Genomic DNA, 12,598 nt, shown 5'->3' with positions numbered 1-12,598 from the left:
GGATGGGCTGGGGCGTCTTCCTCGCCTGCTGGCTCGCCGCAGCCGCCGTCGCGCTAGCCCTCGGCCGGGATACGAGCTGGGATCTGCGGAACTACCACTTCTACAACGCCTACGCCCTGCTGGAGGGCCGGTGGAGCATCGATCTAACCCCGGCGCGGGCGCACACCTTCCTCCACCCCGGCCTTGACCTGCCCTTCTACCTGCTGACGCAGAGCCCCCTGAACGCCTGGCCGCGCACGGTATCGGCCCTGCAGGCCGGCTATGCGGGCCTGCTCGCCTTCCTGGCTATCGCCCTGGCCAATCTCGCCCTCCACGGCGACGCCCGCCGGGTGACGCCCGCGAGCGCGCTGGCCGCCCTCTTCGGCCTGACCGGCGCGGCGACCCTGCCGGAGGTCGCCTCGACTTATAACGACATCCAGACCGGCTGCCTCGTCCTTGGCGCGCTGCTCGCCCTGCTCCTCGCCCCGGTTGCCGAGGGCACCCCTCGCGCGGCAGGGCTGCGCTTGCTGGCCGGATTCCTTGGCGGCTGCGCCATGGGCCTGAAGCTCACGGCCTTCATCTTCCCGCCCGCCCTCGCGCTCGCGGCGGTCGTCGCGGCACGCGGCGGCGCGGCTCGGCTGCGTGCCCTCGGCCCTCTGTCGCTCGGCGGAGCGCTAGGCTTGGCGATCACCTACGGGCCGTGGGGATGGTTTCTCTGGCACCGATACGAGAACCCCTTCGGTTCCTTCGCCAACAACATCTTCCGCTCGCCGCTCTTCCCGCTCGAAGGGCAGCGCGACGAGAGCTTCCTGCCCGACAGCATCGGTACGGCAATCATCTACCCCTTCATCTGGGCCCGCCGCTCGGTCGCGGTCGTGCTGGAGCCGCCGCTCGCCGACCCGCGCTTCGCCATCAGCCTCACCGCGCTCCTGCTCGCCATTATTCTGGCGGCATGGCGCCTCCGCCGTGGCACCGGCAGCCTGCCGAACGGCAGGGAGGAGGTGGCCGCCCGCTCGACGGCGGCCATCCTCACCTTCATCCTCGCGGGCTATGTCGCCTGGCTCGTGACCTTCTCCATCCTGCGCTACACGGTCCCGATAGAAGCCTTGCTCGGCATCCCCGTCTGGGCCGCCACGCGCGAAGTCCTGCTGGCCTCCCGCCCCACCGGCGCCCGGATCCCTCCGGCCGGATGGTGGCGCGCCGGCGCGACACTCCCCCTCGCCACCGCCTTCTTCATCTGCGCCATTGTCACGGAATACCCCGTGCACCCGCGCGAGCCCTTCTTCTGGGAGCGCGAGCCCCGGGGCGCCGCCGTGCTCTCCGTTCCCCGCTCGCCCTTGCCGGAGGGCTCGCTCGTCGTCCTGCTCGGCCCGGCCGTGTCCTTCGTCGCGCCGTCCCTCGCGGCGCCCGGTGTCCGCTTCGTCGGCGGTCCCAACCCCAACTGGGCCGGCACGGCGTCCGATCCGGCCAGCTACGCGGCACTGGTGCTCCGGGAGGTCCGATCGCATCCCGGGCCGGCCTTCCTGCTGCTGGAGGACCCCTCCGACTACGACACGGAAGCCGCGGGGGTGCTGGGCATCACCTTCGACCCGGCTTCATGCCGCCCGGTGCCGAACAACGTCACCCGGGTGGTCCGGCTCTGCCGCTGGCGGTGATTCGACCCGCCGCCGTCCCTGGGTAGGGCAGGAACCCCTTGCCGAACCCCGCGCCGCACGGCATGGCCCCGCGCATGAGGCCCCATCCATGACCGGCAGAGAGGGCGGCGCCCTCCTGGAACCCCCGCCGGGCGAGAGCCCCGTCGTGGTCCTCGTCCGCCCGCAACTCGCGCAGAACATCGGCACCGTCGCCCGCGCCATGGCGAATGGCGGGCTGTTCCACCTCCGTCTTGTCGCCCCGCGCGACGGCTGGCCCCAGTCCACCGCCTGGCGTGCCTCCTCCGGCGCCGACCGCATCCTCGACGCCGCCACGGTCTTCGAGACGGTGGAGGACGCCGTCGCCGACTGCCACCGCGTCCTCGCCACCTGCCCGCGCCCGCGCCACGTCATCATCCCCGTCCTCACCGCCCGCGCCGCCGCCGCCGAGCTCCGCTCGATCAACTCCGGCAGCCTCCGCGCCGCCATCCTCTTCGGCCCCGAGCGCGCAGGGCTCGACACCGAGGACCTTGCCCGAGCCGACACCCTCGTCCGCTACCCCCTCAACCCCCAGCACATGAGCCTGAACCTCGCGCAGGCCGTGATGATCCTCGCCTACGAGTGGTGGATCGCTGAGGAACCCACGCCTCCCCGCGCCTTCATGACCAACGAGACCCGCGTCGCCACCAAGGGCGAGCTGGAGGGCTTCCTCGGCCGCCTCGTGCGCGAGCTCGACGCCTGCGGCTTCCTCTCGAACCTTCCCAAGCGCCCAGGGATGGTCCGCAACCTCCGCCACCTCTTCGAGCGCGGCGAGGTGACGGAGCAGGAGCTCCGCACCCTCCACGGCGTCGTCACCGAACTCTCCCGCGGCCGCGTTGCCCGAGGCGGCCCGGCCGCGCCCGAACCGGGGACCACCGATCCCGGAACGGTGGACCCCCAGATCGACGGTTAGCCATCCGCCCGCCCGCCGTGCCAGTCTGCCGGCATGGAAACGACTAGGACTCCGGGCGACGTGCAGGGGGGTGACCGCCGCCCCATCGCCGCGCGCAACACCGGCCCCGCCAACGCCCTCGCCGCCTGGCTGATCGCGCGCCGCGCCTCGCCCAACGGCATCTCCGCCGCCGGCATGGTGGCGGGCCTCCTCGCTGGCCTCGCACTCGCCGGCACCGCCTGGTGGCCCGGCGTCGCCCGCTCCCTCTGGATTGCGGGCGCCCTCCTCATCCAGCTCCGTCTGCTCGCCAACCTCATGGACGGCATGGTCGCCATCGGCCGCGGCGTCGCCTCCCCGGTGGGCGAGCTCTGGAACGAGGTTCCGGACCGCGTCTCCGACACAGCCGTCCTCCTCGGCCTCGGCATCGCCGCGGGCAGCCCCGCCTGGGGCCTCGCTGCCTCCCTCGCCGCCATGGCCACCGCCTATATCCGCACGACGGGCCGCGCGGCCGGCGCGCCGAGCGATTTCCGCGGCCCCATGGCGAAGCAGCAGCGCATGGCCCTCGTCACCGCCCTGGCGGTCTGGTGCGCCCTCACGCCCCTCTCCTGGCAGGGCGCGCTCCCGTTCTGGGCGCTGATCGCGATTACCTCCCTTGCCGCGGTCACCGCCCTCCGCCGACTCCAGGGCACCGCCCGCGCGCTGAGGGCGCACGCATGATCCCCTACCCCGAGGGCGGCGTCTTCGCCCACCCCGTCACAACCGGCATCATCCTCGCGACCCTCGCGGTTCTCGCCGTATCGGGCCTCGCCATCCTCTGGCTCTCGCGCTCCGGCCGCGCGAAGCCGGAATTCCGGCGGGAACTCTGGCTCCGCTGGGCCTCCTGGTGCGTGTTGCTCCCGCTGATGCTCGGTCCCGTCCTCGTCGGACGCGTGCCGACCATCCTCGCCGTCACGATCCTCTCGCTTGCCTGCTACCGCGAGTACGCCCGCGCCACCGGCCTCTTCCGCGAGCGCGTGTTGAGCCTCGTCATCGTCCTCGGCATCCTCGCCGTGAACTTCGCGGCGCTCGACCACTGGTACGGCTTCTTCGTCGCCCTCTGGCCGCTTACCGCCTGCGCGCTCGCCGTCTGCACCATCCCGCTCGACCGTCCCGCCGGCTACATCCAGCGCACGGCACTCGCCATCCTCGCCTTCATGCTCTTCGGCGCGGGCCTCGCTCATCTCGGCTACATGGCGAACGACCCCGGCTACCGCCCGCTCGTCCTCCTGCTGCTCACGGCCGTCGCGCTGAACGACGTCGCGGCCTTCACCTGCGGCAAGCTCATCGGCGGCGCGAAGCTGCTGCCCGCCACCAGCCCGAACAAGACTGTCTCCGGCGCGATGGGCGCGGTCGTCGTCACGACCACCCTCGTCGCCCTGGTCGGCGCCGCTATCTTCCGCGGCACGCCGCTCGCCAACCCCGTCTGGCTGATCGCCATGGGCGCGCTCGTCAGCGTGGCCGGGCAGGCGGGCGACCTCCTCCTCTCCTCCATCAAGCGCGACCTCGGCATCAAAGACATGGGTACGGTCCTGCCCGGCCACGGCGGCGTGCTGGACCGCTTCAACTCGCTCCTCCTCGTCGCGCCCGCCGTCTTCCATCTCGTGCAGTACTTCGTCGGCTTCGGCCTGACGTCCCCTGTCCGCTCCATCACCGGCTGAGCGCCACCGCCATGGACTGGAACCTCCGCCCCGCCCGCGATCTCGGCCTCACCCCCGCCGACCGCCTCCGCAGCCTCGGGCGGGAGCCGGGCCTGGTCGGCCTCGCCGTCAACACGGCCTGGCGCCGCGCCGTGCGTGCCTACCTCCGCACCGCCCACAGCTTCCGGATCGAGGGCCAAGACAACCTCCCGCGCAGCGGCCCCTTCGTCATGGTCGCCAACCATGCGAGCCACCTCGACGCCCTCGCCCTCTCCGCCGCCCTCCGCGGCCCCGCCGCCCGCCGCGCCCATGCCCTGGCGGCCGGGGACCTCTTCTTCGCCAACAGCGCCCGCGCCGCCCTCTCCGCCTACGCGATCAATGCGCTGCCCGTATGGCGCGGCCGCAGCCGCCGCGGCGATCTCGACACCATGCGCGCCCGCCTCGCCGAGGACTCCCTGGCCTACATCCTCTTCCCCGAGGGAACCCGCAGCCGCACCGGCGAGATGGCCCCCTTCCAGCCCGGCCTCGGCATGCTCGTGGCCGGCACCGACATCCCCGTCGTCCCCTGCTGGCTGGAGGGCGCCCGCGAGGCCTGGCCCGCCCAGTCTCGCCTGCCCAGGCCCGGCAGCCCGCTCACCCTCACGATCGGCTCGCCGCTCCACTTCCCGGAGACGCGCAACGACCGCACCGGTTGGGAGGCGGTTTCCTCACAGGCCGAAGCGGCCGTCCGGGGGCTCGCTCCCTTTCGGCAAGGCGGCGCCCAGACTGCTCCGGGCGGGCAAAAGCCACCCGAACCAGCCTAGCGCCCGCGGATCGACTCCCCCGCCATCAGCCGCTTCAGCGTCCGCTTTCCCATCGCATACCCGATCCACCCCGCGATCGGCCCGGCCGGGATCACCAGCACCCAGCCCGCATGGGCGTTCTGGGTCACCATCCCCAGGCCGACCGCCAGCATCAGTCCCCCCACCAGCGCCCCGAGGACCCCGGCCGAGAGCCCAAGGAGGAGGATTTCTTCGCGCATGCCCATGCCGCCCGGTATGGCACCGCCCCGCGCTTTGGCAAGGTTGGTTTGACAAGCGCGCCGCCATCGCCTATCGGCCGCGCTCTTCCCGGGAACGTGGACGTGCCAAGGGGCCTTTGCCCCGGAACGGCGCGCGCCCGCCTTCGGCAGTTCCGCCGAAGGACTACCAGGACAACACCACGGGCATCGGCCACACCGCGAATGCGGGGGCGTAGACCCGGACCTCACTGAAAGGACCCGGCGCATGACCAAGCGCGCGGAAAGCAAGTACAAGATCAACCGCCGCCTCGGCGTGAACCTCTGGGGCCGCGCCAAGTCCCCGATCGCCAAGCGCGAGTACGGCCCCGGCCAGCACGGCCAGCGCCGCAAGAACAAGCCGACCGACTTCGGCATCCAGCTGATGGCCAAGCAGAAGCTCAAGGGCTACTACGGCAACATCGGCGAGAAGCAGTTCCGCAAGTACTATGATGAGGCCGTGCGCCGCCGTGGCGATACCTCCGAGAACCTGATCGAGCTGCTCGAGCGCCGCCTGGACGCGGTGATCTACCGCATGAAGTTCGCGGTCACCCCCTTCGCGTCCCGCCAGTTCGTCAACCACGGCCATATCACCGTGAACGGCAAGCGCGTGAACATTCCCTCCTACCTCGTGAAGGATGGCGACATCATCGAGGTGAAGGAGAAGTCGAAGGGCCTGACCGCCGTGCTCGACGCCGCCCAGTCCGCCGAGCGCGACGTGCCCGAGTACATCCAGGTGGACCACCGCCAGATGAAGGGCAGCTTCGTGCGCGCCCCCAAGCTGTCGGACGTGCCCTACCCCGTGCAGATGGAACCGAACCTCGTCGTCGAGTTCTACTCGCGCTGATGGGTTCGCGTTGAACCCTGCGCCTATCGCAGCGTTGCCCGGACGGCCGGAGGGGATACCCTCCGGCCGTCCTCGTTTTCAGGGAATCGCCCGCGTGCAGCAGGACCACCTCCGCCGCCTCCTCTGCCTGCTCCTCCCCTGGGCGCAGATCATCGTCGCCTTCCTGCCGGCGCTCGGCATGGGCACTTCCATGGCCGCCGTCGCGGCCGCCTCGCGAACCCCGGTCGTCCCGGCCGGCTACGCCTTCTCCATCTGGACCCTTATTTTCGCCCTTGCCGTCGCCTACGGCGTGTGGCAATTTCTTCCTATCAACCGCGGCAGCTCCCTCGCGCAGCGCACCGGCTGGCCGCTCGCGGGCGCCTTCGCCGCCAACACCCTCTGGGAATTCATCTCCCAGCTCTCCGCCAGCGTCGGCTTCGGTCTCTTCCTGATCATCGTCATCGGCACGGCCTGCGCGCTCACGGCCCTCTTCGTCGCGCGCAACACGCCGGAGGCAGGCCTCGGCGCCCGCTGGATCGTCACCCCGCTCACCGGCCTGCTGGCGGGCTGGCTCACGGCGGCCAGCTTCGTGAACCTCTCCACGGCCGCCCGCACGGCCGGGATGATGCCGGAGCACGGCATCGGCGCGACCCTCTTCGCGGTCGTCATCCTGCTTGCGGCCGGCGGCGCCGCAGCCGCCATCGCCTGGCTCCTCCGCCGGGATGCCGCCTGGTTCGCTGGCGCGGTCGGCTGGGCCTTCCTGGCCGTGATCGCGGCCAATCTAGGCATTAACCAGGTGAACATCCCGGCCGCCCTGGCCGCCGCCGTCATGCTCGCCCTCGTCGCCGCCGTCACCTGGCAGCGCCGCCGCGCGACGACGCTCGCCGCCTAGCCGCCCCGCCGTAGCCGCGGCAGTACCAGCAGCGCCACCACCAGCAACTGCCCCGCCGCGAGAAGCTGCGGCAGCAGCCAACTGCCCGTCAGCGTCACCAGCGCCGCGAAGATCGCTGGTGGGATGAGGTAGCCGAGGAAGCAGAGCGTGCTCGACCCCGCCGTCGCCTCCGCGATCCGCCCGGGCGGCGAGAGCCGCGCGACCTCCGCCTGGTAGATCCCGTTCCAGCTCGCCACCAGCGAGCCCGCGAGCCCGCCGATCGCGAGCGTCGGCAGGAAGCCGAGGGGAGGGAGCAGCACGAAGACCGCCACGACAGCCGCCCCGCCTAACCCCTGGCCGATGAGGTTCATCGCCGCGTTGCCCGTCCGGTCCGCCGCCCAGCCGAGCACCACCCGCGCGAGCACCCCACCCGCCTGCATGGCCGCGAAGACCATGCCGGCCTCCACCAGCGTCATGCCGTGCGTCTCGGTCAGCCAGGTGACGGCGAAGGCGAAGAAGCAGCCCTGCACGGTCGCGAGCGAGCAGGCGAGCGCCGTCAGCGGGGTCAGCAAAGGGTGCAGGCGCAGCGCCGCGAAGGGCCCGACGATGTTGCGCCGGCTGAACAGTGCGCGCATCCCCACCGGCCGGTCCGGTTCCCGCTCCACATCGAGGGAGGCGCGGCTCGGCTGGATAACCAGGGCCGACACCACCGCGACCCCGACCGCGAGCGCCAGCGCCCCGGGCCAGCCCCAGGCGACCGCCACGGGCGCGAGGACGAGCCCTGCGACCATACCGCCGAGCGGCGCGCCCGCCTGCTTCACGGAAAAGATGAGGGAGCGGTGCCGGGGCGGCGCCGTCGCCGCCAGGATGCGGCTGCCCGCAGGCGGCGTGGGCCCGTAGCCGAGGCCGATCATGACGGAGGCCGCGGCCAGCGCGAGCGTGCCGCCGAGCGAGGCCAGGGCCATGCCCGCCGCCCCGATCAGGGCGCCCGCCTGCAACGTCCTCACCGGCCCGAGCCGGGCGAGGATAGGGCCGCCGAGGATGAGGAAGACGAGCACGCCGAGAGTGCCGAGGGCCGAGAGGTGGCCCGCCGCCTCGGGCGGCAGGCCGGCGCTGCCGGTAAGGAGCGGGGCGAGCACCGGCACGCCCTGGTTCAGGAAGGCCGCCACGGTCTGCATCAGCAGGGTGACGGAAAGGGCGACCTTCCAGGAGGCGCCGGCGAGGCTGCCCGATTTGTCGGGCGGCACGCCGCCGGCCAGGGGGTCAGGCCGCCTGGGAGTGGGGGACGCCGTTCTCGGAGAGCAGCGTCGCCAGCTCACCGGACTGGAACATCTCGGTGACGATGTCGCAGCCGCCGACGAACTCGCCCTTGACGTAAAGCTGGGGGATGGTCGGCCAGTTGGAGAAGGCCTTGATGCCCTCACGGATCTCGCCGTTCTCCAGCACGTTCACGCCCCGGAAGGGAACGCCCATGTGGGAGAGGATCTGCACGACGCGGGCGGAGAAGCCGCACTGCGGGAAGACCGGCGTGCCTTTCATGAAGAGGGTGACGGGGCTCGCGTCGATCTCGGACTTGATCTGCTGGAAGACCGGGTTGTCGGACATAGAGGTGGCTCCTTCTACTCGGGGGCGGAGGTCTGGAGGGCGAGGGCGTGCAGCGCGCCGCCCATGCGGCCCTGGAGGGCCGCGTAGACGATCTGGTGCTGCCGCACGCGAGGGATGCCGCGGAAGCTCTCGGAGATGACCGTGGCGGCGTAGTGGTCGCCGTCGCCGGCCAGGTCCTCGATCGTGATGCGGGCGTCGGGCAGGGCGGCGCGGATGAGCGCCTCGATCTCGGCGGCGGGCATCGCCATGGCGGGGTTCCTCTCAGGCGTCGCGCATGAGGGCGGGAAGGGTGCCCTCATGCGCGGCGCGCAGCTCGTCCAGTGATATGGCGGGATGGCCGGGCAGCGCCAAGGCCCCCGTGGTGCCTGCCGCGCGGGCGATGGTGCGGGCGGGGATGCCGACGGCCTTCGCGGCGGCCAGCAGGGCCGGGGCGTCGGGGGTGGCGCAGAGGTAGCGGGCCTGGTCCTCGCCGAACCAGAAGGCGTGGGGGGGGATGCCCTCCGGCCCGCGCTCGATGTTCAGCCCGAGGTTGGCGGCCAGCGCCATCTCGGCCAGGGCGACCAGGAGGCCGCCGTCGGCGAGGTCGTGGCAGGCGGTGATGGCCCCCGCGAGGATGCGCTCGCGGACGAAGTCGCCGTGGCGGCGCTCGGCGGCGAGGTCCACGGGCGGAGGGGCGCCTTCCTCGCGGCCAGCGATCTCGCGGAGCCAGAGGGACTGGCCTAGATGGCCGCGCGTCTCGCCGAGGAGGACGATTTCCTGGCCAGCGGAGGGGGCGAGGCCGGTGGCCTTGCGGGCGTCCTCGATCACACCGACGCCGCCGATGGCGGGGGTGGGGAGGATGGCCTGCGGCTGCTCGACGCCGCGGGTCTCGTTGTAGAGGGAGACGTTGCCGGAGACGACGGGGTAGTCCAGCGCCAGGCAGGCGGCCTTCATGCCGCGGATGCAGGCGGCGAACTGGCCCATGATCTCGGGGCGCTCTGGGTTGCCGAAGTTCATGTTGTCGGTGATGGCCAGCGGCTTGGCGCCGGTGGCGGTGATGTTCCGCCAGGTTTCCACCACGGCCTGGGCGCCGCCGGTCTCGGGGTCCGCGGCGCAGTAGCGGGGGGTGGTGTCCGTGGTCATCGCCAGGGCGCGGGGGCTGTCCTCGAGCTTGACGATGGCGGCATCGGCGGCGCCGGGGCGGCGGACGGTCCCGCCGCCGACCGTGCTGTCGTACTGGTCCCAGATCCAGCGGCGGGAGCAGAGGTCGGGAGAGGCGATGAGGGTGCGGAGCGCGGCCGGGATGCCCGCCGGGTCCTCGATGGTGGTGGAGTCCAGCAGGGGCTGCTTCGGGGTTTCGGCGGTGGGGCGGCGGTAGAGGGGGGCTTCGGATTCGAGGGGGGCGAGGGGGATGTCGGCTTCCAGCTTGCCGTGGTGGCGCAAGGTGATGCGGCCGGTGTCGGTGATGTGGCCGATGACGGCGAAGTCCAGCTCCCACTTCCGGAAGATGGCCTCGGCTACGTGCTCCTCGCCAGGCTTGAGGACCATGAGCATGCGCTCCTGGCTCTCGCTCAGCATCATCTCGTAGGCGGTCATCCCCTCCTCGCGCTGGGGGACGTTGTCCATCACCAGCTCGATGCCGACGCCGCCCTTGCCGGCCATCTCCACGCTGCTGCTGGTGAGGCCGGCGGCGCCCATGTCCTGGATGGCGACGATGGCGTCGGTCTCCATCAACTCGAGGCAGGCCTCGATGAGGAGCTTCTCGGCAAAGGGGTCGCCGATCTGGACGGTGGGGCGCTTCTCCTCGGCGTCCTCGGAGAACTCCGCGCTGGCCATGGTCGCGCCGTGGATACCGTCGCGGCCGGTCTTGGAGCCGACATAGACGACAGGGTTGCCGATGCCGGCGGCGGCGGAGAGGAAGATGCGGTCCTTCCTGGCGATGCCGACGGTCATGGCGTTGACCAGGGGGTTGCCGTTGTAGGCGGGGTGGAAGTTGACCTCGCCGCCGACGGTCGGGACGCCGACGCAGTTGCCGTAGCCGCCGATGCCGCGGACGACGCCGTCGAGGATTTGCTTCGTGCGGGGGTGGTCCACGGCGCCGAAGCGCAGCGCGTTGAGGTTGGCGATTGGGCGGGCGCCCATGGTGAAGACGTCGCGGAGGATGCCCCCCACCCCGGTGGCGGCGCCTTGGTAGGGCTCAATGAAGCTCGGGTGGTTGTGGGATTCCATCTTGAAGATGGCGGCGAGGCCGTCGCCGATGTCGATGACGCCGGCGTTCTCGCCGGGGCCGTGAATGACCCAGGGGGCCTTCGTCGGCAGTTCCTTCAGCCAGACGCGACTGGATTTGTAGGAGCAGTGCTCGCTCCACATCACGGAGAAGATGCCGAGTTCCGTGAGGGAGGGGTTGCGGCCGAGGATGGTGAGGACGCGGTCGAACTCATCGCCCTTGAGGCCGAAATCCTTGGCTAGGGCGCGGGCTTTCGCCTCGTCCAGCAGGTTCGCGGGGTTCTCGAAGGGCGGGTTCGGCATGGGCGGGTTTTGGGCAGGGGTTTGCTGCTTGTCGAGGGGGCTTTCGGGGGTAGGGGTGGGTGTTGGGCGCATGGCGGTGCTTACGGCCAGGCCAGACGGACCGAGCGGGGGATGCGGGCGCGGCCCCTGGAGGCCTTGAAGAGGTGTTTCAGGGCGCGAAGGCGGGTTTTCAGGGCGGCGATGTCGCGGCGGGTGGTCGGCAGGGTGCCCGGGAGGCTGCGGGCGCAGAAAGCGGACAAATCGGGATCGGGGAGGAGCCAGGGCGGGGCCGGGAGGGCGGAGCGGAGGCCGATTCGGCGGGTGAGGAGGAGGAAGGGAAGGCCGAGGAGGCGGTGGGCGCGGCGGCAGGCGCGGACGATCAGGTGCTCGATGCTGCGGAGGGGGTGGGTTGGCGAGGCTTTCAGCCAGGGCGATAAGAAGGCGTTGCGAGCTATGTCTTCGACAAAGCGCTGCAGCCTGCGGAGGGCCTCGGCGTCGCCGGCGCCGTGCTGATCAGCGGACGCTACCGCCTGGAATACGACCCGGCGGATCCGAATGGTCGCAACATGCAGGCCTACTTCGGCGATGGCGCGGCGCAGTACTCCAATCGATCCCCGATCACCCATCTTCGCGGTGGCGCAAGGGTGCCAACATTTCTGGTTATCGCCGAGTACGACAATCCTGGCCTGGACGTGCGCGGCGCCGAGCTGCTGGCCGCCTTGTGCGAGCGCGACGGCGCCTGCCCTCGCTTCCTGCGCCTGATGGGCCATAACCACCTTTCGGAAGTTGCCGCCTTCAACACGCCTGACGAGCAGCTCGGCCGCGAGGTGCTGAGCTTTATGAGCCAAGGCCGGTAGCGGAATGCACCTGCTGGACTAGGTGCCTACACGCGCTGTTCCCTTTGTCGCAGGTGCGGAGTGCGCCGCTTATCTCCGCACGGTCCTGGATGATGTTGTAGCGCACGCCGGCATGGAGGGTGCTGGCGCTGAGCACCGCGGCGTTCCGCGTCATGTCTGTTTCGCGGCCGACGATGGTCTGTTGGCAACGCGACGCCTGGGATCCAGCGGCCTCCGCTTCCAGGTACAGGGGACGGGCCGCCACTCCCGTGGCGTGACCCGGCATGGCAAGCTGGCGGCATGATCGAGCCCACCCTGACCCGCTCTCTTCGTGTCCGCTCCTACCGGGAGGTGGTCCGCGATGCCGGTCGAACCTTCCGACTGGCACCCGGTGTCGACGTGCGGACCGGGCTGAAGCGGGCTGCCCTGGCGGCCGTCCCGAAGGTGGAGGGCTGGACCATGCGCGTCTTCACGGTCGAGCGGACTGGAGCGGGCGAGCGTGTCGCGACCTTGCTGGATCACCTCGCACGCCGGGAGATGGGCGGTCCTGATTTCACGGCCTCCCTGGCTGCAACCCTCGATGGAGCCTGTGCCGTCCTGGCGATCTCGGCGAAAGACGCCCGGCGCGTCGAACGGGTGAGTTCCGCGCTCAGCGGGGCGGGGGGATAGTCCAGTCCGACCTGGTACAAGCCGCAAGAAAGGCAGGGAGTCCGGCCCAAG

The 12,598-nt window shown here is 71.2% G+C and carries 14 protein-coding genes; 9 read left to right on the top strand and 5 right to left on the bottom strand.

The annotated features are described in order from the left end of the window. Positions 1-2 precede the first annotated feature (2 nt). From D9599_RS01170 to D9599_RS01150, 5 genes are all read left to right on the top strand, one after another. Entirely contained in the window at positions 3-1,634 is a 1,632-nt protein-coding gene (locus tag D9599_RS01170; RefSeq protein WP_198379364.1) for a hypothetical protein, read from the top strand. Positions 1,635-1,722: 88 nt separating this feature from the next. Then, the gene (locus D9599_RS01165) at positions 1,723-2,562 is read left to right on the top strand and encodes an RNA methyltransferase (RefSeq protein WP_198379363.1); all 840 of its coding nucleotides are present in this window, start codon (positions 1,723-1,725) and stop codon (positions 2,560-2,562) included. A 60-nt stretch (positions 2,563-2,622) separates the two neighbouring features. Further along, entirely contained in the window at positions 2,623-3,258 is a 636-nt protein-coding gene (locus tag D9599_RS01160) for a CDP-alcohol phosphatidyltransferase family protein (RefSeq protein WP_232480009.1), read from the top strand. Next, complete coding sequence (locus tag D9599_RS01155; RefSeq protein ID WP_198379361.1) at positions 3,255-4,238, top strand: phosphatidate cytidylyltransferase; 984 nt, start codon at positions 3,255-3,257, stop codon at positions 4,236-4,238. The genes D9599_RS01160 and D9599_RS01155 overlap by 4 nt, the downstream gene beginning before the upstream one ends. Positions 4,239-4,249: 11 nt before the next feature. Continuing rightward, positions 4,250-5,020 (top strand): lysophospholipid acyltransferase family protein, encoded by a 771-nt coding sequence (locus D9599_RS01150; protein WP_198379360.1) that lies wholly within the window; start codon positions 4,250-4,252, stop codon positions 5,018-5,020. Here the strand turns inward: D9599_RS01150 and D9599_RS01145 are convergent. Continuing rightward, positions 5,017-5,238 carry a hypothetical protein gene (locus D9599_RS01145; RefSeq protein WP_232480008.1) on the bottom strand — a complete coding sequence of 74 codons (222 nt, stop codon included), beginning with the start codon at positions 5,236-5,238 and terminating at the stop codon, positions 5,017-5,019. The two genes, D9599_RS01150 and D9599_RS01145, sit on opposite strands and share 4 nt — an antisense overlap. Before the next feature lie 244 nt (positions 5,239-5,482). Between D9599_RS01145 and rpsD the strand changes: the two genes are divergently transcribed. Further along, positions 5,483-6,100: a 30S ribosomal protein S4 gene (rpsD, locus tag D9599_RS01140; RefSeq protein WP_198379359.1), complete on the top strand. Its 618-nt coding sequence runs from the start codon at positions 5,483-5,485 to the stop codon at positions 6,098-6,100. Between the two features lie 94 nt (positions 6,101-6,194). Further along, complete coding sequence (locus tag D9599_RS01135) at positions 6,195-6,971, top strand: hypothetical protein (RefSeq protein ID WP_198379358.1); 777 nt, start codon at positions 6,195-6,197, stop codon at positions 6,969-6,971. Here the strand turns inward: D9599_RS01135 and D9599_RS01130 are convergent. The 4 genes from D9599_RS01130 to purL are packed head-to-tail and all read right to left on the bottom strand — an operon-like array spanning position 6,968 to position 11,063. Then, positions 6,968-8,197, bottom strand: coding sequence for an MFS transporter (locus D9599_RS01130; protein WP_198379357.1), 1,230 nt, complete (start codon positions 8,195-8,197; stop codon positions 6,968-6,970). The two genes, D9599_RS01135 and D9599_RS01130, sit on opposite strands and share 4 nt — an antisense overlap. Positions 8,198-8,213: 16 nt before the next feature. Further along, on the bottom strand, positions 8,214-8,555 hold the full coding sequence (gene grxD, locus D9599_RS01125) for a Grx4 family monothiol glutaredoxin (RefSeq protein ID WP_198379356.1): 342 nt from the start codon (positions 8,553-8,555) through the stop codon (positions 8,214-8,216). A 14-nt stretch (positions 8,556-8,569) separates the two neighbouring features. Next, positions 8,570-8,803, bottom strand: a complete 234-nt coding sequence (locus D9599_RS01120) for a BolA family protein (RefSeq protein ID WP_198379355.1) — start codon at positions 8,801-8,803, stop codon at positions 8,570-8,572. A 13-nt stretch (positions 8,804-8,816) separates the two neighbouring features. Next, on the bottom strand, positions 8,817-11,063 hold the full coding sequence (purL, locus tag D9599_RS01115) for a phosphoribosylformylglycinamidine synthase subunit PurL (protein ID WP_198379574.1): 2,247 nt from the start codon (positions 11,061-11,063) through the stop codon (positions 8,817-8,819). 485 nt (positions 11,064-11,548) lie between these two features. Here purL and D9599_RS01110 point away from each other — a divergent pair, with 485 nt between their 5' ends. Continuing rightward, positions 11,549-11,899: a hypothetical protein gene (locus D9599_RS01110; RefSeq protein ID WP_198379354.1), complete on the top strand. Its 351-nt coding sequence runs from the start codon at positions 11,549-11,551 to the stop codon at positions 11,897-11,899. 279 nt (positions 11,900-12,178) lie between these two features. Then, a complete protein-coding gene (locus D9599_RS01105) occupies positions 12,179-12,547 on the top strand; it encodes a hypothetical protein (protein WP_198379353.1) in 369 nt (122 codons plus the stop codon). Positions 12,548-12,598 lie beyond the last annotated feature (51 nt).

The sequence above is a fragment of the Roseomonas sp. KE2513 genome (assembly GCF_016107305.1).
Lineage (GTDB): Bacteria > Pseudomonadota > Alphaproteobacteria > Acetobacterales > Acetobacteraceae > Roseomonas.
Note: the sequence above shows the minus strand (reverse complement) of the source record. Positions and strands in the feature narration are given on the sequence as shown.